This window comes from Companilactobacillus sp. (assembly GCF_022484265.1).
GTDB lineage: Bacteria > Bacillota > Bacilli > Lactobacillales > Lactobacillaceae > Companilactobacillus.
This window is the reverse complement of the sequence record NZ_JAKVLR010000001.1, coordinates 1,358,402-1,384,188: the sequence shown is the minus strand read 5'-3', so window position 1 is coordinate 1,384,188 and position 25,787 is coordinate 1,358,402. Positions and strand designations below refer to the sequence as shown.

Annotated in this window: 25 protein-coding genes and 1 riboswitch; of the genes, 12 read left to right on the top strand and 13 right to left on the bottom strand. The window is 39.3% G+C overall.

All coding sequences use genetic code 11. The annotated features are described in order from the left end of the window. Positions 1-16: 16 nt before the first annotated feature. From LKF16_RS06760 to ribH, 8 genes are all read left to right on the top strand, one after another. Complete coding sequence (locus LKF16_RS06760; RefSeq protein ID WP_291469896.1) at positions 17-442, top strand: MarR family winged helix-turn-helix transcriptional regulator; 426 nt, start codon at positions 17-19, stop codon at positions 440-442. A gap of 17 nt (positions 443-459) precedes the next feature. Continuing rightward, the gene (locus LKF16_RS06755) at positions 460-2,046 is read left to right on the top strand and encodes a cation:proton antiporter (RefSeq protein WP_291469895.1); all 1,587 of its coding nucleotides are present in this window, start codon (positions 460-462) and stop codon (positions 2,044-2,046) included. A gap of 251 nt (positions 2,047-2,297) precedes the next feature. Continuing rightward, a complete protein-coding gene (locus LKF16_RS06750) occupies positions 2,298-3,221 on the top strand; it encodes a PLP-dependent cysteine synthase family protein (protein WP_291469894.1) in 924 nt (307 codons plus the stop codon). 1 nt (position 3,222) lies between these two features. Then, entirely contained in the window at positions 3,223-4,362 is a 1,140-nt protein-coding gene (locus LKF16_RS06745; protein WP_291469893.1) for a trans-sulfuration enzyme family protein, read from the top strand. A 56-nt stretch (positions 4,363-4,418) separates the two neighbouring features. After that, positions 4,419-4,549, top strand: a riboswitch (FMN riboswitch). Positions 4,550-4,676: 127 nt separating this feature from the next. Further along, the gene (gene ribD, locus LKF16_RS06740; protein WP_291469892.1) at positions 4,677-5,744 is read left to right on the top strand and encodes a bifunctional diaminohydroxyphosphoribosylaminopyrimidine deaminase/5-amino-6-(5-phosphoribosylamino)uracil reductase RibD; all 1,068 of its coding nucleotides are present in this window, start codon (positions 4,677-4,679) and stop codon (positions 5,742-5,744) included. Continuing rightward, complete coding sequence (locus LKF16_RS06735) at positions 5,725-6,330, top strand: riboflavin synthase (RefSeq protein ID WP_291469890.1); 606 nt, start codon at positions 5,725-5,727, stop codon at positions 6,328-6,330. Before ribD ends, LKF16_RS06735 begins: the two co-directional genes overlap by 20 nt. Beyond that, the gene (gene ribA, locus LKF16_RS06730; RefSeq protein ID WP_291469889.1) at positions 6,323-7,540 is read left to right on the top strand and encodes a GTP cyclohydrolase II; all 1,218 of its coding nucleotides are present in this window, start codon (positions 6,323-6,325) and stop codon (positions 7,538-7,540) included. The genes LKF16_RS06735 and ribA overlap by 8 nt, the downstream gene beginning before the upstream one ends. A 1-nt stretch (position 7,541) precedes the next feature. Further along, complete coding sequence (ribH, locus tag LKF16_RS06725) at positions 7,542-8,009, top strand: 6,7-dimethyl-8-ribityllumazine synthase (RefSeq protein ID WP_291469887.1); 468 nt, start codon at positions 7,542-7,544, stop codon at positions 8,007-8,009. 3 nt (positions 8,010-8,012) lie between these two features. Here the strand turns inward: ribH and LKF16_RS06720 are convergent, their stop codons facing one another. From LKF16_RS06720 to argC, 8 genes are all read right to left on the bottom strand, one after another. Then, on the bottom strand, positions 8,013-9,077 hold the full coding sequence (locus LKF16_RS06720; protein ID WP_291469886.1) for a hypothetical protein: 1,065 nt from the start codon (positions 9,075-9,077) through the stop codon (positions 8,013-8,015). 217 nt (positions 9,078-9,294) lie between these two features. Beyond that, complete coding sequence (locus tag LKF16_RS06715) at positions 9,295-9,744, bottom strand: Rrf2 family transcriptional regulator (protein ID WP_291469885.1); 450 nt, start codon at positions 9,742-9,744, stop codon at positions 9,295-9,297. Between the two features lie 15 nt (positions 9,745-9,759). Then, positions 9,760-10,620, bottom strand: coding sequence for an SDR family oxidoreductase (locus LKF16_RS06710; protein WP_291469884.1), 861 nt, complete (start codon positions 10,618-10,620; stop codon positions 9,760-9,762). 129 nt (positions 10,621-10,749) lie between these two features. Further along, positions 10,750-11,514: a VOC family protein gene (locus tag LKF16_RS06705; RefSeq protein WP_291469882.1), complete on the bottom strand. Its 765-nt coding sequence runs from the start codon at positions 11,512-11,514 to the stop codon at positions 10,750-10,752. Positions 11,515-11,663: 149 nt separating this feature from the next. Further along, positions 11,664-12,794 carry an acetylornithine transaminase gene (locus LKF16_RS06700; protein WP_291469880.1) on the bottom strand — a complete coding sequence of 377 codons (1,131 nt, stop codon included), beginning with the start codon at positions 12,792-12,794 and terminating at the stop codon, positions 11,664-11,666. Positions 12,795-12,827: 33 nt separating this feature from the next. Beyond that, positions 12,828-13,562: an acetylglutamate kinase gene (gene argB, locus LKF16_RS06695; RefSeq protein WP_291469878.1), complete on the bottom strand. Its 735-nt coding sequence runs from the start codon at positions 13,560-13,562 to the stop codon at positions 12,828-12,830. 39 nt (positions 13,563-13,601) lie between these two features. Then, positions 13,602-14,780, bottom strand: a complete 1,179-nt coding sequence (gene argJ / locus LKF16_RS06690; RefSeq protein WP_434735179.1) for a bifunctional glutamate N-acetyltransferase/amino-acid acetyltransferase ArgJ — start codon at positions 14,778-14,780, stop codon at positions 13,602-13,604. A 46-nt stretch (positions 14,781-14,826) separates the two neighbouring features. Beyond that, positions 14,827-15,855 (bottom strand): N-acetyl-gamma-glutamyl-phosphate reductase, encoded by a 1,029-nt coding sequence (gene argC, locus LKF16_RS06685; protein ID WP_291469876.1) that lies wholly within the window; start codon positions 15,853-15,855, stop codon positions 14,827-14,829. A gap of 352 nt (positions 15,856-16,207) precedes the next feature. Here argC and LKF16_RS06680 point away from each other — a divergent pair, with 352 nt between their 5' ends. Beyond that, a complete protein-coding gene (locus tag LKF16_RS06680) occupies positions 16,208-17,899 on the top strand; it encodes an ATP-binding cassette domain-containing protein (protein ID WP_291469875.1) in 1,692 nt (563 codons plus the stop codon). Next, the gene (locus tag LKF16_RS06675; protein ID WP_291469873.1) at positions 17,896-19,503 is read left to right on the top strand and encodes an amino acid ABC transporter ATP-binding/permease protein; all 1,608 of its coding nucleotides are present in this window, start codon (positions 17,896-17,898) and stop codon (positions 19,501-19,503) included. Before LKF16_RS06680 ends, LKF16_RS06675 begins: the two co-directional genes overlap by 4 nt. Positions 19,504-19,550: 47 nt before the next feature. On the opposite strand, the gene LKF16_RS06670 is transcribed toward LKF16_RS06675, so the two are convergent. The 5 genes from LKF16_RS06670 to trpX form a co-directional block, all read right to left on the bottom strand. Next, positions 19,551-20,216 (bottom strand): helix-turn-helix domain-containing protein, encoded by a 666-nt coding sequence (locus LKF16_RS06670; RefSeq protein ID WP_291469871.1) that lies wholly within the window; start codon positions 20,214-20,216, stop codon positions 19,551-19,553. Positions 20,217-20,233: 17 nt separating this feature from the next. Then, positions 20,234-20,590, bottom strand: a complete 357-nt coding sequence (locus tag LKF16_RS06665) for a hypothetical protein (protein WP_291469869.1) — start codon at positions 20,588-20,590, stop codon at positions 20,234-20,236. Between the two features lie 203 nt (positions 20,591-20,793). After that, the gene (locus LKF16_RS06660) at positions 20,794-21,543 is read right to left on the bottom strand and encodes an ABC transporter ATP-binding protein (protein WP_291469867.1); all 750 of its coding nucleotides are present in this window, start codon (positions 21,541-21,543) and stop codon (positions 20,794-20,796) included. Next, positions 21,540-22,430 (bottom strand): ABC transporter permease, encoded by an 891-nt coding sequence (locus tag LKF16_RS06655; RefSeq protein WP_291469865.1) that lies wholly within the window; start codon positions 22,428-22,430, stop codon positions 21,540-21,542. Before LKF16_RS06655 ends, LKF16_RS06660 begins: the two co-directional genes overlap by 4 nt. Next, the gene (gene trpX, locus LKF16_RS06650) at positions 22,427-23,434 is read right to left on the bottom strand and encodes a tryptophan ABC transporter substrate-binding protein (RefSeq protein ID WP_291469863.1); all 1,008 of its coding nucleotides are present in this window, start codon (positions 23,432-23,434) and stop codon (positions 22,427-22,429) included. Before trpX ends, LKF16_RS06655 begins: the two co-directional genes overlap by 4 nt. Before the next feature lie 401 nt (positions 23,435-23,835). Between trpX and LKF16_RS06645 the strand changes: the two genes are divergently transcribed. Then, on the top strand, positions 23,836-24,924 hold the full coding sequence (locus LKF16_RS06645) for a YibE/F family protein (protein WP_291469861.1): 1,089 nt from the start codon (positions 23,836-23,838) through the stop codon (positions 24,922-24,924). After that, complete coding sequence (locus LKF16_RS06640) at positions 24,924-25,709, top strand: YibE/F family protein (protein WP_291469859.1); 786 nt, start codon at positions 24,924-24,926, stop codon at positions 25,707-25,709. The genes LKF16_RS06645 and LKF16_RS06640 overlap by 1 nt, the downstream gene beginning before the upstream one ends. Positions 25,710-25,787 lie beyond the last annotated feature (78 nt).

The following is a 25,787-nucleotide window of genomic DNA, read 5'->3' as shown; positions in this document are numbered from 1 at the left end:
AACTATGAGGTTGATTATGGATAGAATTTTTGGAGTTTTGATCAAACAAACCAATAGCGTTCTTTCGCGAGACGCTGACAAATTTGCCCAAACACTGGGATTGACACGGATGCAGATCAGCATTATCGATTATGTATCTCGTCTGGAAAACGATAAATATATTTTTCAAAAAGATATCGAATCAGAATTTAATATTCGACGTGCAAGTGCTACGAGTGCGTTAAAATTGATGGAGAAAAACGATTTATTGGTCCGGGTGCCAATGGAAAACGATGCCAGATTAAAACGAATCTTGTTGACTCCCAAATCACGACAGTTGTCGAAAAGTATTCGCAAGTATTTCTCAGAAACTGAGGATAAACTTTGCCAAGCAGTCGGATTAGACAACGAAGGCATTGTTAAAGAGGGATTGAAAAATATACTAGAGGTTTTTTCAGATTAGGTAAGTAGGTGGGAGCTATGATGGAAGTGTTTGTTTCATCGATAACAATTGTGATTGCGGTGGCTATTGCTAATATTTTGGCACGTTTTGTGCCAAATCTATCGAATACGTATATCAACCTTGCAGTGGGGATAGTATTTGGACTAATTCCATATACGGATAAACTGATTCTAAATTTTGACAACGAAGTTTTCATGTTTCTGATTGTGGCTCCTTTGTTATATTTCGAAGGACAGCAGACACGCAATAATACGATTGTTAGACAGGCTGGGTCAATTATCGGCACAGCAGTATTATTAGCCGTCATTATTGCGGTTGTAGTCGGTTGGTCGATCAATCTTATTTTTGCATTAGGATTTCCATTAGCGTTGATCATGGCATCAATCAGTACGCCAACAGATGCAACAGCGTTTGGTTCAGTTGTTGAAGGTCGACAGGTTCCGCAAAATGTGGAGAAAAATTTAAAGCTTGAGTCTTTATTTAACGATGCTACAGGAATTATTTTGTTAGCTGCCGGAATGGCTTGGTTTGAAACTGGACATTTATCTTTTGCACAAAATGCCGGTAGTTTCCTGTATTCAGCAATTGGCGGGATGATATTAGGCTCGGTAATTTCATTTTTATTAATGCTGTTTCGTCAAATGCTATTAAGATCGCACATTAATGTTATCTCATCGCAGACCATTATCTTTTTAATTACGCCATTTGTGATTTATTATTTGGCAGAAGAACTACAGATGTCTGGAATTATTGCAGTTGTCTGTGCCGGATTGATCAATAACAGTGAAGCGAGTCGCAGTCGGTTTTCCTCGCCACATCAATTTCATCTTGGCGTTTCATTAATGAATTTCATTTCGGAAGTTTTAAATAGTTTTGTTTTTGTAGTTTTAGGGATCACTTTGATTCGCATTATCCGTGATAACTTTAATGAAATTACTCATTCTTTAGTTTGGCTTTGGGTCGGAATCGTGATGTACTTGATATCGTTAATAATTCGTTATTTATATGCACAATTTGTTTTGAGAAATACGTCTAAAGATTCGATTGTTTTCTCACTTGGCGGAATCCATGGTGCCGTTACTTTAGCCATGGTATTCAGTGTAAGCAGTAAGGTTTTATCGCTTCAAAAATTCAACCTATTGGTCCTGGTTGAAACTGTCGTCATCATTTTGAGTATGATTGTTCCAACAATTTTGTTTAGATTCATTCTGCCAGGGACTGAAAATGATTCCCATATTTTGGATCAAATGAGTGTCATTCGTGAAAAAATGGTTCAAAGAGGAATTGGCCGAGTTAAAAAAATGGATATTGATGAATCGGTTCGTAAGTCGGTCATTTATGATTTACAAGATCAAAATGCAGATAATACTACTGGTGATTTTTTGCATCAGTGGCGTGGCGTTAATCAGAATGCATTTGATTTTGACGAAGATCAGAAATTACAAGAACGTCGGGCATTGATGTACGCATTTACGGAAGAACGTAAATACTTGCATGATATATCTTTGGAACACAAATTTGACTCAAAATACATATACAGTTTGACTAGTGAGATATTGCTTTCAGAATCATTGGTTTTAGACCCGATCAATCAACAAGAATGAAAAAATAATTGACAAAGTTTATAAAGAAATATAATCTTGATACATAAATCAACCGGAGGAATTCATCATGGCATACGCAAATGTTGTTCAATTAAACAGTTGTTGTTGTGGTTCGCATCTTATGCGATCCACTGATTTGCGTGCCCAGATAAATTTTGAGGGGTAAACTTAAATCAGATCAATCGTATAAGGTGCAGATTCTATTAGGAGTCTGCACCTTTTTTGTATCTTTTTAAGTTGGAGAGGGAAAAATGTTAGTAGAAAATATTTATCAGACTATTGGCGATACGCCGCTACTGAAACTAGATATTAAAGCACCTAACAATGTAAAAATTTATGCGAAATTAGAAATGTTTAATCCCGGCGGTTCTGTCAAGGATCGTCTCGGAGTCAACTTGATCGAAAATGGCCGTAAAAAGGGATTTATCAAGGATGGTACGACGATCATTGAGCCCACAGCTGGAAATACCGGCATCGGCGTTGCCTTGGCTGCACAAAAATATCATTTGCCAGTCAAGCTAGTCGTTCCCGAAAAGTTCAGTCAGGAAAAACAAATTTTGATGAAAGCGTTGGGGGCAGAAATTATTCACACTCCTTCTGAGGATGGCATCAAGGGAGCAATTGCCAAGGCTAAAGAGCTTCATGCAGAAATCGACAATTCATATGTTCCGCTACAATTTGAAAATCCGGCTAATCCAGAAGCTTATTACAAGACCTTAGGTCCGGAAATAGTGAAAGACCTTCCTGGTCAAAAAGTCGATGCATTCGTTGCCGGTTCTGGTTCCGGCGGTACATTTGTTGGTGTGACTCAAGCATTGCAAGAGGCCTATCCTGAAATGAAGGCTATCACGGTTGAACCGGAAGGCTCAATTTTAAATGGTGGTCAAGAACATGCCCATCGAACAGAAGGTATCGGTGTGGAATTTATCCCACCATTTTTCAAATCGATCAAAGTCGATGAAGTAAAAACAATCAGCGATGACGATGCTTTTTCAAATGTTAAGTGGTTAGCTGATAACGAAGGTGTCTTTGCTGGAAGTTCATCTGGTGCAGCACTAGCAGCAGCTTTACAAGTGGCCAAAGAGCTACCTGAAAATTCTACGATCGTAACAATTTTCCCAGATTCAAGCGAACGTTATTTAAGTAAAAATATTTATGGTGAAGAGGAGAAATAACATGAAATTTAATACAAAACTTATCCACGGTGGCATTAGCGAAGACAAGGCAACAGGAGCAGTATCGATTCCAGTTTATCGTTCATCGACATTCCATCAACACGAATTAGGTGGAGAACCAAAATGGGAATATTCCAGAACTGGTAACCCAACTCGTGCAGCTTTAGAATCATTAGTTGCTGACATCGAAAACGGAACGAATGCCTTTGCTTTTGCATCAGGCTCAGCAGCTATTCATGCTGCATTTTCACTATTCTCAGCCGGCGACCACATCGTCATCGGAAATGACGTCTACGGTGGAACATTCCGCTTGGTCAACAAAGTCTTGAAACGTTTTGGTTTGGAATTCACAGTCGTTGATACACGTGACCTCGATGCTGTTGAAAAAGCTATCCAAGACAACACAGTGGCTATTTATTTGGAAACACCAACTAATCCATTGCTACGCGTTTCAGATATCAAGGCTATCTCAGATATTGCTAAAAAGCATGATTTGAAGACGATTGTTGATAATACTTTTGCCACACCTTATAACCAAAATCCACTCTCACTCGGTGCAAACATTGTGGTGCATTCAGCAACTAAATATCTTGGCGGACATTCAGACGTTGTTGCCGGATTAGCAGTTACTAACGATCCTAAAATCGCCGAAGATTTAGCCTTTTTGCAAAACTCTATTGGTTCAACTTTAGGACCTGATGACAGTTGGCTATTAATGCGTGGAATCAAGACGCTCGGTGTTAGAATGCGCGTTCATCAAGAAAATACCCAAATCATTTATGACTACTTGCAAAAAAATGACAAGGTTGCAAATGTTTATTATCCTGGCAACCCTGACAGCGAAGGCTACGAAATTGCCAAGAAGCAGATGAACGGATTCGGTGCGATGATCTCATTTGAATTAAATGAAGGCCTCGATGCGAAAAAATTTGTTGAAAGTTTGCACTTGATCGACCTGGCTGAAAGTTTAGGTGGAATCGAGAGTTTGATCGAAGTTCCTGCAGTCATGACACATGCCGCTATTCCGCGTGAGATCAGACTTAAGAACGGTATCAAAGATGAGTTGATCAGACTATCTGTTGGTGTTGAAGATGACAGCGATTTGATTGCCGATTTAGAGCAAGCGTTTTCACAAATTTAAAAAATAATATTGTCAGACGATTTTTTTAGTGATAATATTCACTTTGAAAACTAAATAGATTTCTTCGGGGCAGGGTGCAATTCCCGACCGACGGTGACAACTTAAGTTGAAGTCCGTGACTCGCGTAAGCGATTGACCTAGTGAAATTCTAGAACCGACAGTAAAGTCTGGATGGGAGAAGAAAAACATGTATTATTTCATACCATAGGTGTAGTCTCTTTTGGCTACGATGTTCTCGTATGAAATCTTATTTGGCTTATTTAATGTGGCCCCGCATTTTTATGCGGGGCCTTTTTTAGTGGGGTGAATAGGATTTGGAAACACAAGAGTTAATGGATCTAGCTTTTTTTGAAGCTAAGCAGGGAGTCGATACTTGGACCAATCCCCAAGTGGGAGCAGTGATTGTCAAGGATGGACGGGTCCTCGCACAAGGTCACCATGAAAGATTTGGCGGTCCTCATGCTGAGATCAATACCTTGAACCATTTGGAAAAAATTGCTGATGCCAAGGGTGCAACAATGTATGTCACGCTTGAACCTTGCTCGCATTTTGGCAAGACGCCGCCGTGCGTCCAAAAGGTGGTCGAAGTCGGCATCAAGAAAGTGGTTATCGGTCAAAAGGATCCTAATCCAATCGTTGGCGGTAACGGCATAAAGTACTTGCTGGACCACGATGTGGACGTTGAGTTGTTGAATCAAACCGGCGGGATCAATCAAGCTTATAACTTCTTTTATCAAAATAAGCGACCACTAGTGACGTTGAAGTATGCGATGACCTTAGATGGCAAGATCAATCAGTCAAAGGATATCCGAACTTTGATTACCGGCGAAAAAGCTTACCAAGATTCACAGGAGTTGCGGTCGCACAATCAAGCAATTTTGATTGGTGAACGAACTTTAAAAATCGATGATCCGTTGTTAACGGTTCGTTCTAAAAAAATGAATTTTCCGCCATTTCGGATTGTTGTGATTCGAGATGTAAATACTGTCAGTCCGGATTTAAAAATTTTTCAAGATAAATTTTCGAAAATTTTTTTGTTAAGTCAGACTGAATCAAAACAGAGTTTTCCTGAGAACGTCCAAGTCGAAGTGTCTGATAATTGGACGCCGGATAACATTTTGGAGTTCTTAACAAAACTAAATATTGAATCATTGTTGGTCGAGGGTGGCAGTCAGTTGCAAGCTGCTTTTGTTGCGGCTGATAGAGTCGATCAAGTTGTTATTTACCAAGCACCCAAAATTTTTGGTGGTCAAAGCTTGCCGGCAATCAGGGCAAATTATCCAGCTACCGAGATCGACTTTTTACCGCCGAAGGTCACTGAACTTGGGCCAGATTTAAAAATTGAATTGAGGAGGGATGACCGTGTTTACCGGAATAATTAAAGATGTCGGCACTGTGTCTGACATTCAAAAACATGCGGAGACATTTACGTTAGCAATCAAGTTGGACCAACTTAGGAATTCTTCGCTCAAGTTAGGCGACAGCATCGCGGTCAACGGTACTTGTTTGACAGTCACAAAGCTGATTGCTGAAGGGTTTGAAGTTGAGTCTATGCCAGAAACCTTCCGTCGGACCAATTTGAGCCAGCTCGAAATTGGCAATCACGCTAACATTGAACCTGCTCTGGGTGCGTCCGAAAAGTTGGATGGTCACTTTGTTCTGGGACACGTCGATACGACAGCAAGGTTACTGGCTCATCGCTCAGACCAAAATTCAATTGTATTAAGATTTCAGATCGAGCCGCAGTATCGCAAATATATTGTTGAAAAAGGATCGGTCGCAATTGACGGCGTTAGTTTGACTGTTTCAAAGGCAACGTCGGAGTATTTTGAAGTGTCACTAATTCCGTACACCATGTCTCATACCATGCTTGGTGAATTAACCGCTGATGACACGGTAAATATTGAAACTGACATTTTAGGAAAATACATTTTAGATTCGAAAGTGGAGGCTTACCAACATGACTAGTGAAGAGATTATTAACAAAGTTGAAAGTGCATTAATACAATTGAAAAAAGGTAATTTGATAATCATTGCAGATTCTCCTGATCGTGAATCAGAAGGTGACATGGTGGGTTTGGCTGACTATGCGACTGGTGAAACGGTCAATAAAATGATCACGCATGCCCGTGGATTATTGTGCGTTCCAATGACTAAAGACTATGCCGACAGATTAGGACTTGAACCAATGGTGTCTCATGGAACTGATGCTTTTGGAACTGCCTTTACAGTCAGTACAGATGCTAAGACGACCACGACCGGTATTTCAGCATTTGACCGTGCCAAGACGATTCAAAAACTAGCTCAACCAGATAGCACCTATGACGACTTTTTCCATCCGGGTCATATTTTTCCATTGATTGCTGCTGAAAATGGTGTGTTTGAAAGAACTGGACATACTGAAGCTTCAGTCGACATGGCTAAGTTGGCTGGTGGTTCTCCGGTGTCATACATTTGTGAGGTCGTTAAACATGACGGAACGATGGCACGCTTGAAGGACTTGCGGGTGATTGCAGAAGAAAATGATCTCGAGTTGATCACGATTGAAGATATTATCAAATATCGTTACATGAAGGATTCAACTTTTTTACACGAAATTGCTAATGTGAAGTTGCCTTCTCGTTATGGGGATTTCGACTTGAAAGCATTCCAAGTCAATGATCATGATGAACCAACGTTGTTGATCAGTAAGGGCGACATTCGTGCTGATTCTCCACTGCTTTTTAGAATGCATTCCGAGTGCTTGACTGGCGACATTTTGGGGTCGAAACGTTGTGACTGTGGCGAACAACTGCAAACTGCTTTGGGAAAAATCCAACAAAATGGTTCTGGTGCAGTTCTTTATCTGCGTCAAGAAGGACGTGGGATTGGTCTAGCAAACAAATTGAAAGCATACGAATTGGAAGAGCAGGGTTATGACACTGTTGAAGCCAATGTCAAGCTTGGATTTAAACCTGACGAACGCGAATATGGGATTGCTGCAGCAATCTTGAACCACGAGGGTATCAAGTCGGTTGATTTGATGACTAACAATCCTGACAAGGTCGATAAATTAACACAATTGGGAATTGATATTAACCAAAGAATTCCACTAGAGACTAAGCCAACGCCGGAAAACGTTCATTACCTAGAAACGAAAAAAGCTAAGTTCCATCACTTATTACGGGAGGTCAACTAAGATGAGAGAAATCAGAGGAAAGATAAACGGCAAGGGATTAAAAATCGGTATCGTGGTAGCTCAATTTAATGAACTCGTGACGGAAAAATTATTACGTGGTGCGGTTAACGAATTGAAGCAATACAATGTTGAAGATGACGATATTACTGTAGCGTGGGTACCCGGTGCAGTCGAGATACCAAGAATTGCTAAAAAACTATCCGAAAGTGGTCAAGTCGATGGAATAATTGCATTGGGAGCAGTGGTACGTGGGGAAACTTCCCATTTTGACTACGTTTGTTCAACATCAGCTAACGGCATTACTGATCTTTCATTAAATGGCCAAGTTCCCGTAATGTACGGAGTACTGACAACTGAAAACATGGATCAAGCTATGAATCGAGCCGGCGGAAAAGTCGGAAATAAGGGAGCAGAGTGTGCAACAGGAGTATTGGAAATGATAGATCTAGAGCGAGAAATTGACCGGTAGGATCTACTTGTAATTCGATTTCCACATATTATTATCATGCTTGATCATGCCTTCATCTTTTAATATTGCAAAAATCATTTCATATATTTTGTCAAAGCTTGAAATATCATATCCATACTTATTACTCAATCTATACAATGTGTCAAACACTGTTTTCTTACGAGTAACTTGCTGCCCATTTTCTTCGGAAAATAGCACGGATATAATTAGTATCAACAATCCATCTTGTGTATCAAGGTCGTATTTTTCGATTACATTTGTATGTTGTAGAAAAATTTTCTTAAAAATTTTTCTTGCGTTATTCATGACTCTTTCTTGTTGATTGAGTAAAGCATCTTGAACAGTTTCCCTGTTCTCAAGAAAATAATCATTTTCCTGTCTAATGAATTCCTCACCCGCAATAGTGTGCAATGACCATTCGGAGTTTTTCACTTCAAGAGCACGTTGGATTTCTTTACATTTTTCAACTAATTTTGCCATATCATCTTCATAGATAGGTAAATCAACTTTTTTGAATGCAGATAAATATTCCAGTTTCAAATCGGAAAATATAGTTTCGATGTATCCACGTTCCTTTAGAAATTCATATTCAACATTGGGGAAGGAGTTACCCAGTTTTACAGAGTTTAAGATTTCATCAAGTCCTCTATCAATTTGGTGCTCTTTAGATTTTATTTCTTTAATAATGGACTTACTGATTCCAGCTTCTTGTTCTAAATGATTGATGCCGAAAGATTGGATAATATTATTTTCTTTAGATTTACAGACATACAGATATTTGACTCCTCGTCCACATGAACAATGTAGACGTGATTCATTTGGAAAATGTATATCAAAGGTTGGATCAATTTGTTTTTCAATAAACATCCATTCAGTCCCAGTCTCGTTAAACTGAGTTAATAGCATTGAATTCACTCTGAATCTTCTATGTTCTTCAAGAGTATCCCGTTGAGCATCAGTCAATTTATTTAATAGAATTTTGCGCTCGGCAGATGATAGATGTACTGAATGAATTGAATTGTTAATGTTCAAGCCTGGTTGTTTAATTATTTTAATTTCTTCGTCCACTGTTACGTATCCTTTACATTAGTTTTAATTGTGGTATTAATTAGACATAACTTATAATAAATGAAATTAAAATAAAAGAACTTTAGCAAAATAATGCATAAATGAAGTGAAGGATATTCCGTATTGGTTCCGGAACAAACAAAAAGGTAGTGAGAGATAATTAATTGATTATCTTCCACTACCTTTTTAAAGTTGTTTGTATTAGTCAGAGATTCTTTTAAGAATTTGAATCATCAGCTGTCTTTTTAGCATGTCTATCCAAAATTCCATCGATAATACTTTGCAATGTGATCTGCGACATTTCTTTTTCGGCAGAGCTCTGAACTCTTGCATAAGCCTCATCCAAGGTTTCTTGAATATTTCCGCCGACCAAACAATTGGGATTAGTTTTGGGATCGATATGCAAAAGATTCCGTTCTTCGTCCAGAGCCTGATAAATATCAAGCAGACTGATGTCTGAAGCTGGTCGACTTAATTTGGGGGCAACAGTCCCTGGCTGAGTACTCAACAAGCCGGCTTTTTTCAAAAGCGACATTAATCTTCTGATCAGACTTGGATTTGATTCAACGCTGGACGCAATCATTTTACTTGAAAGGTCACCGTCTTGAAAAATATCAACGAATGCCAAGATATGCACGGCATCGCTTAATTTATGTGAATATTTCATTGTTCACACCACACCTTAAATTTTGGCAAGAACTTCCTTAGCTGAATCTACTAAACTTGGTAATTCGTGACCCAAGACTTCAGGTAAGTCATTGCTGTTTGAATCTAGGGTACCATCATGTATCCAAGTTTGAAAGCTTGTCATCATATCAGCAGTAGCTTCGTCCATACCTGAGTCAAGACTAGCCTGCTTAAATTCGGCGTCAGAAACAGATTTGATTTCAAAATCGTTACCCGTAGCAACTTGTAAAGCTTTTGCTAAATCAGCATAAGTCACGGCTGGTCCGGCGAATTCATAGATTTTTTTCGGATCATTTGATAGTAAAACTTTGGCAGCAGCTTCAGCGTATTCGCGTTCTAGTGCCCAACCAGTTTTTCCATCGCCAGCAGAATAAATAAATGGCGTGTTAGCCTTTGCTCCTGCAATAAAGCCCATTTCGTTTTCCAAATACCAGTCGTTTCTCAAAAATGAGTAGGCGATACCTGAATCTTTGATCAATTTCTCAGTTTCGATGTGGTCTTGGGCTAAAGGAACGGTTTGTTCAGTTGCACGTGGGAAACTAGTATAAGCAATAAATTTAACATTAGCTTTTTTTGCAGCTGCCACGACGTTTTTATGTTGTTCAAGTCTTGGCGTTGCTTGACCTGGTTGCGATGAAATAAACAGCAGACGGTCAATTCCTTCAAGGGATGCTGCTAGTTGATCAGCATCTTCATAAGAACCAGGACGGATCTCAATTCCTGCTGGCAAAACTTTCTTAGCTTTGTCTTCGTTTCTTGCTAAAGCAACAATGTCCTTAACATCGACTTTTTCTAAAAGTGTTTTGATGGCTTGGCCACCGAATTTTCCAGTTGAACCTGTGATTGCGTATTTCATTATATAAGATCTCCTTTTGATCGCTGTTACTTTATAAGTAACTTGTGATTTATATAATAACACGTTCGAATATTAATACAAGAATTTTGTTTAAAAAAAATACACACCGCAATGGATGTGTATAAATGGTTATTCAAATTGTAAATTAGCATCGCCGAATTTTAAGACTTTACCAGCTAAATCCCCTGAGTTGGTAAATACTAAATCGGTGATGTGATTCCTAGTTCCGGACGTGAAGACGATTTGTTTGAGTCCAAAATCAATTACGAAATCTTGTCCTTGTCTAATTGGACTAATACCGACAAATTGCCCCCATTTTATCGCCATTATTTCCGGATTAGATACGCGGTAAATAGCTTGTTTTACCGTAATTCCCTTACGCTTGTGATCAACTAGCAATCCCTTTTTGATCAAATTTTCTTTTCTGATGTAATCAGGGTTATTCCATTGAACTACGTAAGGATAAGGTGTTTCAAAGAATTTGTTTCTAACGAAGAAAATTTTCCAAGTGATCAAATTGCCCTTGGGATCCATTCTAGTACCGGTCTGGATATCTTCAACCGGGAAATTTTGTGATAATAAGCGCTCATGAACGGATTGAATATCGTTGGTTCTAAAACCAATCGTGTTAATGTGTTGCTGCGGTAAATCGTGAATGCAGTCATAGATAGATGTAGCACCGTCGCGGACGACATGACTAGCTAGCTCAGGATTGTAGACGCTCATCAATTCGATGTAGTTCAAACCGAAATATCCAACGGCGTTTGAGGTTCCCCATTGCTCGTGTTTCCCGCCATAATGAAAGGTGATGCCTAGATCGTCAAACCATTTAATGGCACCATCGATATCATTGACATCAATAATAGTGTGATCCCATTTTAATTTTTCTACCATGCAATAGACTTCCTCTCGCAAACTATTTCATTATTAAATTTATATCACTTTATCGACAAATTCAATAGAATAACTTTTTATTATAGGGAAAACCTATAGGTTTTATAAAAAAAACGCGATATCTAATTAAAGATAATCGTGTCTTTATTCTATGAAAGGACTTGTTTGATTTTTTCAATACCTTTTGAAAGATTGTCTTCATCCATAATAAGTGGAGGGAGCAAACGGAGGGTATTGTGCTTGGCTGAGAGTGTCAGCAAGCCTTCGTGATGTAATTTAGTAATGATATCTGAAACGTTAACGGATTCATCTAAATGAATTCCGATCATAAATCCAAGACCAGTGATATCCGTCACGACTGGCAATGGTTTGATCTCGTCATTTAATTGTTTCCATACTAATGTGGATTTAGCCTGAACAGAATCAAGAAATTCTGGAGTCAGTTGTTCCAGAACTCCATTCGCCGCAGCCATTGATAATTTGTTGCCACCAAAGGTTGTTCCGTGAGTTCCTGGTCCAAAAGCACTAGCCAGTTTCTTTTTGCCAATCATCGCACCAATTGGGGTGCCGTTTCCTAGAGCCTTAGCAGATGTAATAATGTCAGGGTCTAGGTCGAATTGCTCGTATGCAAATTTTGTTCCGGTTCTTCCGATACCTGTTTGTACTTCGTCAATGATCAACAATACGCCGTTGTCGTGACAAGCTTTTTGAATATCAGCCAGCCAAGATTTATCAGCAACATAAACGCCACCTTCGCCTTGGATAACTTCAAGAATCACGGCTGCAAGATCTGAATTGATCATTGAGACAGCTTTTTCATCATTATAGTCGGCAAATTCAACATCGGGGACTAATGGGAAAAAGCCTTTTTGAATATCTGGATTTCCTGTCAGTGACATGGCACCGTAGGTACGTCCGTGGAATCCATTGTTGAAAGCTAGGACTGTGGTCTTGCCAGTGTATTTACGTGCCAGTTTAAAGGCTGCTTCGTTAGCTTCAGTACCTGAGTTACAGAAAAAAGCTAATTGGTCGTCATTAGTTAATTGATCAGCGACCTCGTCTTGAATTTGGCTCTCGTAAAGATTAGAGATATGCCACACTTTGTGTAATTGAGATTCGACTTTTTCCATGATTACCTTGTTGCTGTAACCGAAGCTACAAACACCGATGCCACTAGTAAAGTCGAGATAAGTTTTATTATTGTTGTCGGTCAGATAAACGTCATGTCCTTCGACTAGATCGAATGGAAACCGAGCATAAGTTGGGAAAACGTGTTCCATAATGAACCTCCAGAAATATTTTGATGTTAGTGATTAGTATTGAAATTGAGTTCCTGGACGACCTAAGTCGTTGGTGATAAAGGTTTGATTGACGCCATTTTTCAAAGCTCTGAATGAAGCTTGGATCTTTGGCATCATGCCTGACTTGATCACGTCCTTTTGGAACAGTTGGTTGGCGGCTGTTTCGGTCAGCTGTGGGACAACTTTGCCAGAATTCAGCACGCCGGGTACATCGGTCAATAAGACTAACGATTCAGCGCCTAATTGAATAGCAATCGTGGCAGCGGCCATGTCGGCATTGACATTTAGCCAATGACCATCAGCAGTTTGAGCTAATGGAGCTAGGATACCGATTTGGTCCTGTAATTGTTCATCGAGCCAACGTTTGTTGATCTTAGTAACCTTACCAACTTCTCCATATTCTGATTGATTCAAATAATTTCCTTGGAGCAGGTGATTGTCGCTGGCGTTCATACCGATAACGGGGAGTCCAGCATTAGCAACGAATTGACATAGTTTTGGCTGTACCAAACCTAGTAGGACAGCTTTAGTGACATTCAAGGTATCGGAATTAGTAACTCTGATACCGTCGATTTTTTTGACTGATAGGTGCATCTTCTCGCTCCATTGGGAGATCTGTGGACCGCCGCCGTGGATGATCAAGATTTTTTTGCCTTGTTCCCACCAGTCTTTGATTTGTTTAAAAAATGTCGCTGGCAATTGGTCAGACGCGTTTCCACCTATTTTAATAACGATTGTTTCCTTCATAATCTTTCACCTCATACTTAAATTTATGTTCTAGTTTAATTAGCTTCTGTAAGATGCATTGATTCGGACATAATTGTAAGTAAGGTCGCAGCCCCAGGCTTGACCTGTAGCTGTTCCCGAATTGAGGTCAACTAAAATGGTGATTTTATCGTTTCCAAGTGATTCTTTCATTTCAGCTTCGTCGAAGTTAGCAGTTTTGCTATTGTCGACTAGAGCTAAACCGTTGAGCCAAACTGAAGTGTGGTCGATATCGACTTTGGCGTTCGTTTGACCGATTGCTGCAATGATCCGGCCCCAGTTGGCATCTTGTCCAAAAATAGCGGTTTTAACTAAACTTGAACCAACGATTGCCTTGGAAACTTTCTGGGCGTCGTCATGATTAGCAGCGTTTTTAACGTTTACTTCTACTAATTTAGTGGCACCTTCGCCATCAGCAGCAATATCTTTGGCAAGTTCAGCTAAGACTTTGTTAAAAGCAGAAACGAAGTTTTGATAGTCAGGACTATCAGTTGTTAATTCATCATTGCCGGCTTGTCCGTTGGCCATGGTGACAACCATATCGTTGGTAGAAGTATCGCCGTCAACGGTGATCTGGTTAAAGGTAGTCTCAACTTCGTTGCTCAACATCAGTTGTAACAAACCGTCAGCTACTTTTGCGTCTGTTAAGACAAATCCCAGCATGGTTGCCATTTTGGGATGGATCATACCAGAACCTTTACAGAATCCTGAGATAGTAACAGTTTTTCCAGCTACTTGAACTTGGGTAGAAATGGTTTTGTTATGCTTGTCAGTCGTTAGGATCGCATAGGTTGCATTGTCGTTATCTAGCAACTGCAGTTCATTGATACCTTTTTCAATGATATCCATTGGCAAAGGTTCGCCGATAACGCCAGTTGATGCAACGCCAACAAGATCTTGGTCGATACCTAATTTATCAGCGACTAGTTTTTGAGATTTAGCAGCGTCAAGGTCGCCTTGGTTTCCGGTGACTGAATTGGCGTTTGCTGAATTCATGATGATTGCTTGTAATTTGTGATCCTGATTGATGGTATTCTTAGTCAATTTAGTTGGAGCTGCTTGAAATTGATTTGTGGTGTAAGTTCCAGCAGCTTGGGCAGGAGTTTCTGAAAAAATCCAGCCCATATCTTTTTTATCTTTACGAAGTCCGGCATGGACTCCGTCAGATTTGTATCCCTTTGGCCAGGTAAACGGCACGATATTAAAGCCGGTTTCGTCTTCAGATTTTAGAATAAAAAAATTCCTCCTAATTAGGTAAGACAGGGATTAGATCTAATCCTGTCTCCGGTGCGTAATCAAACATTTGGTTAAAGTTTTGAATCGCTTGTCCGGCAGCACCTTTTAGGAGGTTATCAATCACACTGATTATCACGATTTGATGGGTAACAGGGTTTAATTGATAACCTATGTCACAGAAGTTGGTTCCGACAACTTGTTTCAAAGTTGGGAATACTCCTTCAGTAGCAGTTACAAAGGTGTCGTCTGAATAAGTTTGGACGAATGCTTTTTTGACGTCTTCTTCAGTTATGTCAGGTTTTGCCTTTGCATAGCAACTGGCCATGATTCCACGTGTCAGTGGTAATAATGTAGTTGTAAACTGAATATAAGGTACGTCTTCGTCCCATTCTTGCAATTGTTGAACAATTTCAGGAATGTGTTGATGTTGATTTACCTTATACAGTTGCAGATTTTCATTGGTTTTACTGAAATGAGTAATTTCAGTTAATTTCTTTCCCGCACCGGATGTACCAGATTTGGCATCCACTACGATTGAAGTTGGGTCGATCAGATGATTTTGTACTAGTGGTGCTAGAGCCAAGATAGTTGATGTGGCGTAGCAGCCAGGATTTGAAACGTAAGTTTCATTCTTAGAACTAGTAAAATCAGTGATTCCATAATGTGACTTTTGCAAGTATTTCTCTTCTGGTGCTTCTTTTTTGTACCATTTCTTGTAAACGTCACGTGACTTCAAACGATAGTCACCGGCTAGGTCGATCACAGGGAAGTTAGCGTCGATAAACGGCTTAGCTAACTCAGTTGTGACTCCAGCCGAGGTTGCGAAAAATACCATTTCATTATTTTTCATGATATCAGCAGAATTATAAGGCAATATGTTATCGCGTCGTCGCAGTCCAGGTAGTACCGATTCTAAAGATTGTGCTACTTTTTGTGCGTGTCCGTATAAGTTGACGTGATCAACGTTAGGATGTCGCAGTAATAATTCGTAGAGCACGCTACCGGAATAACCAGTAACGCCGACAAGACCAACATTCATATGCTTTTCTTCCTTTCTTGATATCTTTATTATGATTTCTTACCGAATAATTTATGGGTAAGGAATTAACTACTAATGTACACTCATAGATTGTAAATTACAAGTGTTTTTTAATAATGGTTCTAATTTTTCTAAAAAATCAATTGTTGATATATCAAGGGTTTTCAAGATGCTTTCTGAAAATATCTAATTATTTCTAATAATTGGAATTTAATTTATTAAAAGTGATTTTAGTCAGAAGTGTAATGAAAAATATATTTATCATTTGATAAAAATCTTCGACATTAGCATTTCTCTCTCATATAATTGTTGTATTAAAGATAGAATTTATTTTTCAATGAGAGGCGATTTTATGGTTAAAAGATTGTGGGGGCTAGGGGCTTCTGCTCGCTGGAAGATGTGGATCCAAATTCTGGGGCAGTGGCTAAGCGAATTGTTAGTAGTTACGGTCCTTTGGGCGGGCGCACAGTGGATCTCCGTGGGTGTGGTCAGTCCAGTTTTATATTGGATCATTGGTTTTCAAATTTTGGTCACAGTGATTTATTTATCTGCGATTAAGCAGATCAACAAGAATGGCTGGGCAGTGTTAGCCAGTCGTGACTTGCAGGACCGGTATTTGAAAGCTTATTTAAAAACGACCGATACTTCTGACGATGATGTGATGAAAGTGTTGCATCAAGATTTGCGGACGTTGAAAAGCGTCACAATATTTTTCGACACGATCATTCCGACGATTTTGCAATTAGCCTTGATGGGCGTGGTTGTCATCGTGGTCGGCATATTCATCCATCCACTGACAGTCTTGATTCCATTTGCTGGCATTCTGCTTCTTGGAATGGGCATGGGGATGCTTCAAGGTATGGGCGACAAAACTAATCTTGCCTATATTGGCAGTTTTAACCGAATGGGCCAACGTTTTCTCGATGACTTCTTAGGGATGTCAACTTTGATCATGGATCAGCGCCAACATGAATATGCCAAGGATTTTAAAAATGATTCTGAGAATTTCCGCCAAAAAACAATGGGGGTTCTGGTTTATCAGCTTCAGTCGCTGACAATCATGGATTTCTTCTTATATGGTGCGATTGGATTTTTCCTATTCGCCCAAGGACAAGCAGTCCTGGCCGGAACTTTGACCATCAGTGCAGCGGTCGGCTTGAGTACGTTGACGGCCATTTGGCTGATCGACTTTCGTAAATTCGGCTACTTCATGCACGTCTTTATGTCGACACTTCCAAAAATCAAACATTTATTTTCCATTATCGACGCAGACAAACCAGTGCAATCAACCAATGCAGAATCATTAAATTCCATTGAAAAAATCGAATTCTGTGGCGACTTTGGTTACCAGGACTCGCTATTAAATATCACTGAATTAACGTTAAAACCAGGACAAGTCGTTGGATTGACTGGACCTAGTGGTAGCGGGAAGAGTACATTGGCTAAAACGTTGATGCAACAAATTCCACTACTAAATGGAGAAATCAAGTTAAACAGTCAAACTGACCTGGCAAACATTGCGCCACTGACTTGGCTTAAACACGTTGCTTACCTAGGACCTGTAACGGCGTTATTCGATGGCACAATTGAAGATAATCTATTATTAGGACCACATCCAGCTGACTGGAAACAACAACTGGAAGAGTTAAATCTTTGTCAGTTTGTTTCGGAATTACCTGAAGGTTTCAAAACTCCAGTCGGGGAGAATGGTTCGCAGCTATCTCCAGGTCAACGTCAACAAATTGCCGTCGCTCGAGCTGTTTTGAGCGATAAGGATGTGTATATTTTTGACGAGGTCACTTCAAACATTGACCCTGAAAATGCTGATACGATCTTAAACGTTATTAAAAAGATTTCTTCTACTAAGATTGTTTTATTGATCACGCATCGATTAGCTGATTTAGAACAACTTTCAAAATTGTATTTGATCTCCGACAAAAAATTAATTGCAGGGGATTTCTCAAGCTTGCAGAAACAAGTCCCTGAATTTAAAGCTCTAGTTCAGGCTCAACAAAATCTATTACAGGAGGCCGGATTGCAATGAAATTATTGATGAGATTATTAAAAACAGCCGGCCGCTTGAATTGGATCTTGCTAGCAAGCATTATTGCCGGACTAGTCGCAACTTTTTTCCAAATCGGTATTTTGTGGCAAGGTTTTAGCGCCTTTTTCCATCCAGTATCTGCTCTTTGGCTGTGGATTATCGTCCTAGCTTTAGTTGGTGGGGTAGCTAGATTTGGCGAACAGTATTTAGGACATTTGGCAGCCTTCAAGATCCTGTCAAATATGAGAAATATGGTCTATCAAAAAATTCTCAAGTTGGCACCTGCCAAGTTAGATGACGCTCGTAGTAGCGACGTTTTGAAATTGTTGGCTCAAGATATCGACCAGATCGAAATCTTTTACGCACATACGATCTCGCCAGTCGTACTCGGCTTTTTAACATCGATTGTGTTTGTGGTTGGATTTTGGTTGGTACAGCCATATTTAGGCATTATTGCCTTAGTTTCTTACCTATTAATAGGGTTAGTTTATCCAATCTGGAGTCAACGTCATTTAACTAGTTTGACCGATGACTTGAATCAAGCAGATTTGCAGGAACAGCGCTTGATGTCCGACGCAATCAATGGCAAGTCTGAATTGCAACAGTATCAAGCAGTCGACTCGCATTTAAAACAGTTGAATAATACTAGCAAGCATTATTGGCAGCTTGAACGTCAAAGAAGTACTGGCCAAGTTCGCAATGCTTTGAGCATGCAGCTGACTATGGTCGTTAGTTTGATCCTGTTCGTGGTCGTTGCTAAATTGACCAACGTATCCTTAGTTTGGGCCTTAGTCTTTCCGTTTACCTTCAGCCGAGTCCTAGCTTTAGGTAATTTACCAGGATCTCTAGCAGGTGGATTGTTAGCAGCACGTCATGTCTTTGAGTTGTTGGATGAGAAGCCATTAGTGGATGATGAGGGAACTGAAACAATTCAAACCATCAATGATTTTAGCTTGAAAAAAGTTTCGTTCGCTTATCCACAGCGTCCAGATGATGTCATACTTGATTCAGTAAACTTAAAGGTCAAACAGGGTGAACGTGTTGGATTGATTGGTCCCAGTGGTGCTGGAAAGAGTACCATTATGAAGTTAGTCATGCGTTGGTATGCGGCTCAACAAGGCGTCGTTGAGGTTAACGATGACGATGCCAAATCATACGACTTAGACCAATTGCGTAGGACCATCAAATATGTTCCTCAAACGGCTCAAGTTTTTAACGCCAGTATTCGTGAAAACCTAACGTTACGTGATACCCAAATCACGGATGAAAAAATTTGGGAAGTCTTAGGATGGTTAGATCTGACCGATACCATCAACAGTTTGTATAAGGGATTGGACACGATGATCTCAAGTGCTGACCAAGTCTTATCTGCTGGTGAGATTCAGCGTTTAGAATTAGCGCGAGCATTAGTCCGTGAGAGCTCACTGCTGATTTTGGATGAACCTACAAGCAACTTAGATGTCGTCAATGAAGCCCTGATTTTAAGAACCGTCAAAGTCCATTATCACGGGACTGTTGTGTTAGTCACGCATCGCCACAGCTCATTGGCATTGTGTGACCGAGTATTGGAATTAAGAGAAGGAAAATTAACAGAAGTAAATTAGACAATAAAAAATCGAGTCCAGTAATTGGGCTCGATTTTTGCGTCTGATCAATCTGAAACTTCTTGATTCTTACTGTGGAAGTCATGTTTTAATTGCCATTGCTTCCAGCAAAACAAAGTTTTTTGATAAGTTGTTGGTTCACGAAGATTGTTTTCGATTTGCGACAGTTGAGAGCTACCGATACCTAATTGCTTTGAGAATTCTCTCACGGTCAAATTGAGTTTGTGGCGGATATCTTTAATTTCAGACCCGTTCAAATTTGTGTCGATTTGTCGGTTATTGACTTGTTCAATATATTTTTTGGTTGCATCAATTCCGTCAGTTTGAATTCGTTCATGCAATGATCGAAAAAGATTATCTTGATATTTGTCTTGAGCTCGATTATTAGTTGATATTGAAGAAATCGTTGAAGCACTAATTCCAAGGAAATTTGCCAAACTGCGCAGGTCAATATTTAACGGCTTAATAATTTTAGAAATCTCTTCAGGAGTTAGAAAGTGCAGATATTTACGGTAGGCAGCGAAGTCGGCTAAAACATTTTCCATTGGGTTATCGAAGTCACCCCAAAATTCACCATCAGAATCTTGCCAATAGTGGTGCATGACTTTGAGACCAGTGACATTGCCGACCTGGACATCGCTTAAAATGAATTTTTCAGTATATTCAGAAACTCGTTCAGTTTCGAGATTATAAAAAGATTTTTTAGTTGCCATGTTGTGTACCTTCTTTGTCATATATCTTGTTCTGAGAAATAATAATGCAGTGGAAAGCGTGCTTCGTGAATAGAAATCCAGAATATGATTCCGTCAGTTCTATCTTGAAATTTTAAGTAGGTATTAACATGATTTATTTCTAAACCAAAAATCCATACTTCTCCTGGAATTGGAGGGTAGTGTCTATCCATTTCAGGTCCAGAGATATAGTCAGTCCAAGTCAGGACGTCAAAAATATAATTGAATACTTCCTGTTGCGTTAATTTCAATTTTGATAAAGTGTTTAAATTTTCAACGCGTTGACTCATTTTCCAAGTATATTTTTTTCTTTTGATTCTATTAATAACAGATTCAATAGCTTCTTGGTTGATCATAATGATGTATACATCCAATGTCAGATTACTCAACCAATCTAATTAAACAGACTATAGCACGTTTGTTTCTCCTGAGAAACAAGAACACGACCAATCACTAAAAATCCGTCAATTATCAATTATTGAGTTCAGATTAGATTACGCAAAAAATTTTTGATTGCACTAAAAAAGCTAGTTCCGTTTGGGAACTAGCTTTAGTTATTTTAGAAGTACTCTAACAAGTCTTCTTCTTTTAATTTAGCTTTTTCTTCGGTATTCAGATCTAAGATGATCTTACCTTTTTTCAAGACGATTAAGCGATTGCCATATTTTACAGCTTCGGTCAAATTATGCGTGACCATTAGACTGGTCAACTTTTGTTCCTTGATTGTTCGATCAGTTGCTTCCATTAAGTCGGCACTAGTTTGCGGATCAAGGGCAGCTGTATGTTCATCTAACAATAACAATTCCGGTTTTTGAATGATTGCCATCAAGAAACTCAACGTTTGTCTTTGACCACCTGATAATTTTTCCGTAAAAGTGTTTAGACGATTGTCCAAAGTTGGCATAGTTGAGATAAATTTTTCAAACTTAGGCATGTGTTCTTTTAAACGTCTTGAACGCATACGTCTAGGTAAACCACGACGTTCAGCTAACAAGAGATTTTCAGCAACGGTCATTCTAGGAGATGTTCCTAATTTTGGATCCTGGTAAACACGACTGATAAATTGAGCACGTTTTGCCAAATTTTCGGTAGTGATATCTTTGTCGTTTAGGATGATCTTTCCAGAAGTGATCCGGTTAGCTCCTGTGATGGCGTCCAGTAAGGTCGACTTACCAGCACCGTTAGTTCCTAAGACAACGATGAAATCTTGGGGATAAATTTTTAAATTGATGCCGTCTAAAATGTTTAAAGACTCGTTGTCGTTATAAATTGTTTTTTCAACGTCATCTAATTCCATGATTGGTTTCATTTCGTTTTTACCCCATTTCTAAAGAGTTTGAAAAATTCGGCTCGGATGCTTGGAAGTGCCAAGCAGAGTGCCAAGATAATAGCTGAGATCAGCTTCAAGTCGTTGGTGTTGAAACCTAATTGGAGCACGATCATCAAAATCAAACGGTAGACGATACTACCGATGATAACTGTGATCAAACGGATGCTTAATGGAACATCAGGGTAAATAACTTCACCGATAATGATGGCAGAAAGTCCGATAACGATGGATCCAATACCCATGTTAACGTCGGCAAATCCGTTTTGTTGGGCAATCAAGCCACCAGTTAAAGCGACGATTCCGTTTGAAACCATCAAACCGATAAATTTCATGACGGTAGTGTTGATACCCATTGATGCGGCCATAGTTTCGTTATCACCAGTAGCGATGACTGCCTGGCCTTTTTCAGTATTTAAAAAGACAGTTAATAGGAAGGTGATGATAGCTAAAATGATAATCCCTAGAAAAATTCCGTTAAAGTTCGTTGGCAATTTATCTAAGCCAAATTGGTTAAAAACATTATCTGGTTTAGTTAACGACATGTTGGCTTTACCAAGAATTCTCAAGTTGACTGAGTAAAGACCAGTCATTGAAAGAATTCCGGCTAAAAGGATTGGGATGTTCATTTTTGCGTACATGAAGGCTGTCGCAAAACCGGCTAAACATCCGAATACAAAGGCAATCAACATAGCGAGTTCTGGATTCATGCCATTTTGGATAAACATGACCGTTGTGACAGCACCCAATGGAAAACTTCCTTCAACCGTCATATCAGGGAAGTCTAAAATTCTGAAAGTAATGAATAAACCAATTGCCATTACGGCCCAAATGAGACCTTGACTGATAGTAGATACGATTAGATTCATTTGATTATCCTTCCTTCTTTTTGAGCTTTATTGACTAGTGAATCTGGGAATGTGATGTTGAGTTTCTGAGCCATTTTTTCATTGATGATCAGATGACCTTTTTTGATGAAGGTGATTGGCATGTCGGCAGGTTTCTTGTGATGTTTCAAAATTGCGACTACATCTTCACCGGCCTTTTGACCAAGTTCATATTGTGAAAGTCCAAGCGTGGCTAAACCGCCGTCTTTGACCATTGTGTCAGCGGCAGGGAAGACAGGAACGTTTTGCTTTGCAGCAACGCTCGATAACAATTTCATACCTGAAGCGATCGTGTTATCAGTTGGAACAAAAATGGCATCGACGTTTTGCGACAAGTTAGTTGAGACTTGTTCCAAATCGTTGATATTACTAATACTTACCACGTTGACATCTAGACCAGCAGTTTTAGCAAGTTTTCTCATCTTCTTGCTTTCGGTGGTAGCTGACATGTCAGAAGAAGTATAGATAATACCCAATTTTTTCATGTTAGGCATGATTTGTTTCATAAGTTTTAATTGATCTTCCAATGGTGCTTGATCAGAAACACCGGTGATATTGCCACCGGGATGAGTGTTTGATGGTACGATCCCGAATCCCTTAGGATCGGTAACAGCACCCATGACGATTGGAATTGTTGAAGTCGCATTTTTCAAGGATTGAACTGATGGTGTGGCGATACCGACAGCGACATCGACGTTATCTTGAACGAATTGTTTACTGATCGTCCGTAAGTTACTTTGGTCCCCTTGAGCATTTTGAAAAATGATCTGAATGTTCTTGCCATTCTTATAGCCATTTTTTGCCAAAGTATCGTCGAGCCCTTTGTTGATCTGATCCAAGGCTGGATGAGATAGCAGTTGCAAGACTCCAACCTTAGGAATCTTGTTTTGAGAAGCATTTTGTTGGTGGCCAACGTAGAAGAAGGCGAATACCAAAAATGCAAATAAGAATATTAAAGTCCCGTATAAACGCTTAACGTGTTTCATAATTTTTCCCCCTTACACAAAAAGGCAGTCCTTGCACAGGGCTGCCTTTAGATGACAAAACCCACATGTATCTTGAAATCCATGTGGGCTCTTAATTACGTATTTAGGTACAACACTTAATAAGCCGACACGGATATGATCCTATTCAGGTCATATCCATCTCGGATCAACCTGATTATCGGCTTTGCCAACCATTTAAAATGTTAAGAGAAGTAATAGTTTTCATGAGAAAATCTCCTAAGTAGTTGATAAAAAAATGTTATTTCAAAAACGTTGAATTGTCAACTATTATTAAAAATAATTAAAGAGTCAAATTGCGAGTATGAGTAGTTCTCAGTCAGATTATTAATCTACCTATAATCAATAATGTTATTATAATTGTAATTTGAGAGGTTGCTAAAATGCCTATTTTTAAAACGCGTCGTTTTCAAATAATTGCAGCAATATTAGTCGTCTTAGTCTTGACGACCATAACTTATTTTGATGCCTTTATGTACAAGAAACCTATCGTTCAGATTGAACAAGTCACTCAAAAAAGTAAAACTAAAGGTACTGATGAATATAAGAATACTGACTACCAGGTCGTCCAATTAGTGAAGGGACATTTTGCTAATACAGCTCAAAAAGGTAAGCCCGTAACTATAACTAATAGTTATACTCAATCGCAATTGACCGACGAACGATACAAGCCGCATCAACAAGTTTTTGTGTCTAAATCGGCGAAGAATTCCTACACGATCCAGAGCACTAAGCGCGATGCGATTATCGTTTTTGCAATAGGACTAGTCGTGATCTTACTATTCTGCATGAAATTTACCCGTGGAAAACTTTTTGCCAGTGTTGGGATCAATTTAGTGATCTTTTATGCCTTTATGCAAACGCTGATAAAAGTAAAAACTAGTATGCTAGTTGTTTTGACGATTATTACCTCGATTCTGATTGCGGCGGTGGCTCTAGTCATTATCCTAGGACCAACGCAAGATGCGTTAATGGCATTTATGAGTACCTTTATTGCGACATCAGTGGCATTGTTGCTGAGCGTTTGGTTGCTGCGACTTTCAGGAAACAGTGGGATTCATTTTGAAATGATCGAGTTCGACTTGCAACCATACTTTGGTGTCTTTATCTCGCAAGTTATTTTCAGTGTTCTGGGTGTCATTTTGGATGAGACGATGGATATTTCATCATCATTGATCGAAATGAAACAAGAAGTTCCAGATGTTGATGCAAAAACTTTATTTAAATCAGGGATGGCAATTGGTCGTGAACTTGTTGGCCCCCTGATCAACATTTTGCTGTTCATTGTTTTTGCTGAGAATTTGAACTTAGTTATGCTGTATCTGACAAATGGAAATTCAGTCGGCTACACCTTAGACATGACTTTGAGTTTAGGTGTAACGCAGCTGATGATCAGTGCCATTGGTATTGTGTTGACTGTACCAACGACTAGCTTCATAGCCAGTCAAATGGTAGCAAGGAGGGCGAGCTAATGCTGTATTTATTAGTAGCTTTCGTAATTTTATTATTGTTAGTTACCGGTAATCGGGGATTTTCGCTATTACTGGGACTAGGCATTAATGTGGTCGCAATTATTGCATTGTTGATACTGATTGCGGACGGATTCAATGTTTTGATCACCACGGCAATTATTTCGGTGATAATTTTGGTCGTCGCAATTTACATGAACGTCGAAAATTCTACGACTGCTAACATTTCGTTTAAGACATCGCTGATAATCACAGCAGTGATTTTATTGATCACGATCCCAATCTTGTACTGGTCCAGCACTCAAGGGATGGGGGTTGAAGACCAAGAGGAACTTGAAGGGTTCTCGTTGGCTGCCGGGGTTTCGTTTCCACAATTGGCGATTGCAACGATCGTCGTCAATAGTTTAGGAGTGATTTCCGAAACCAGTGTCGCAATCACTAGTGGGTTGAACGAAATCGTGATTAACAAACCAACTTTGACTTCAAAAGAAGTTTTCAGCGATGGTTTTTCAGTCGGAAATAAAATTTTGAGTACGCAAACGAATACTTTGCTATTCAACTTTTTTGCCACAACGTTCCCGTTATTCTTTTTGATGAGTACGTTGAATTATAAATTTGGCGATATCATCAATGACAAATTGTTTGGGGCTGAAGTTTTGACCACGGTCATCTGTACAATTGGCGTGATCTTGACCGTTCCCATTACTGCATATCAAGTTTCCAAGATTGACCGTAAAAAGTTGTTGGCAAGTTCTGAAGAAGAATCTCAAGATAAAAAGGATAAATAAAAATACGACCATGCTTACGTTTAGGTAAACATGGCCGTATTTTTTTGCTTAATTTAGATACACGATTCCTAATACCAA

Bases quoted from the DNA above. Each gene is read 5' to 3' on its own strand.
- LKF16_RS06760 (WP_291469896.1), top strand. From the start codon at position 17: ATGGATAGAATTTTTGGAGTTTTGATCAAACAAACCAATAGCGTTCTT.
- LKF16_RS06755 (WP_291469895.1), top strand. From the start codon at position 460: ATGATGGAAGTGTTTGTTTCATCGATAACAATTGTGATTGCGGTGGCT.
- LKF16_RS06750 (WP_291469894.1), top strand. From the start codon at position 2,298: ATGTTAGTAGAAAATATTTATCAGACTATTGGCGATACGCCGCTACTG.
- LKF16_RS06745 (WP_291469893.1), top strand. From the start codon at position 3,223: ATGAAATTTAATACAAAACTTATCCACGGTGGCATTAGCGAAGACAAG.
- ribA (WP_291469889.1), top strand. From the start codon at position 6,323: ATGACTAGTGAAGAGATTATTAACAAAGTTGAAAGTGCATTAATACAA.
- ribH (WP_291469887.1), top strand. From the start codon at position 7,542: ATGAGAGAAATCAGAGGAAAGATAAACGGCAAGGGATTAAAAATCGGT.
- LKF16_RS06715 (WP_291469885.1), bottom strand. From the start codon at position 9,744: ATGAAATATTCACATAAATTAAGCGATGCCGTGCATATCTTGGCATTC.
- LKF16_RS06710 (WP_291469884.1), bottom strand. From the start codon at position 10,620: ATGAAATACGCAATCACAGGTTCAACTGGAAAATTCGGTGGCCAAGCC.
- LKF16_RS06705 (WP_291469882.1), bottom strand. From the start codon at position 11,514: ATGGTAGAAAAATTAAAATGGGATCACACTATTATTGATGTCAATGAT.
- LKF16_RS06700 (WP_291469880.1), bottom strand. From the start codon at position 12,794: ATGGAACACGTTTTCCCAACTTATGCTCGGTTTCCATTCGATCTAGTC.
- argB (WP_291469878.1), bottom strand. From the start codon at position 13,562: ATGAAGGAAACAATCGTTATTAAAATAGGTGGAAACGCGTCTGACCAA.
- argC (WP_291469876.1), bottom strand. From the start codon at position 15,855: ATGAATGTTGGTCTTGTCGGCGTTACTGGTTATTCCGGTAGCGTGCTC.
- LKF16_RS06680 (WP_291469875.1), top strand. From the start codon at position 16,208: ATGGTTAAAAGATTGTGGGGGCTAGGGGCTTCTGCTCGCTGGAAGATG.
- LKF16_RS06675 (WP_291469873.1), top strand. From the start codon at position 17,896: ATGAAATTATTGATGAGATTATTAAAAACAGCCGGCCGCTTGAATTGG.
- LKF16_RS06670 (WP_291469871.1), bottom strand. From the start codon at position 20,216: ATGGCAACTAAAAAATCTTTTTATAATCTCGAAACTGAACGAGTTTCT.
- LKF16_RS06665 (WP_291469869.1), bottom strand. From the start codon at position 20,590: ATGATCAACCAAGAAGCTATTGAATCTGTTATTAATAGAATCAAAAGA.
- LKF16_RS06660 (WP_291469867.1), bottom strand. From the start codon at position 21,543: ATGAAACCAATCATGGAATTAGATGACGTTGAAAAAACAATTTATAAC.
- LKF16_RS06655 (WP_291469865.1), bottom strand. From the start codon at position 22,430: ATGAATCTAATCGTATCTACTATCAGTCAAGGTCTCATTTGGGCCGTA.
- trpX (WP_291469863.1), bottom strand. From the start codon at position 23,434: ATGAAACACGTTAAGCGTTTATACGGGACTTTAATATTCTTATTTGCA.
- LKF16_RS06645 (WP_291469861.1), top strand. From the start codon at position 23,836: ATGCCTATTTTTAAAACGCGTCGTTTTCAAATAATTGCAGCAATATTA.
- LKF16_RS06640 (WP_291469859.1), top strand. From the start codon at position 24,924: ATGCTGTATTTATTAGTAGCTTTCGTAATTTTATTATTGTTAGTTACC.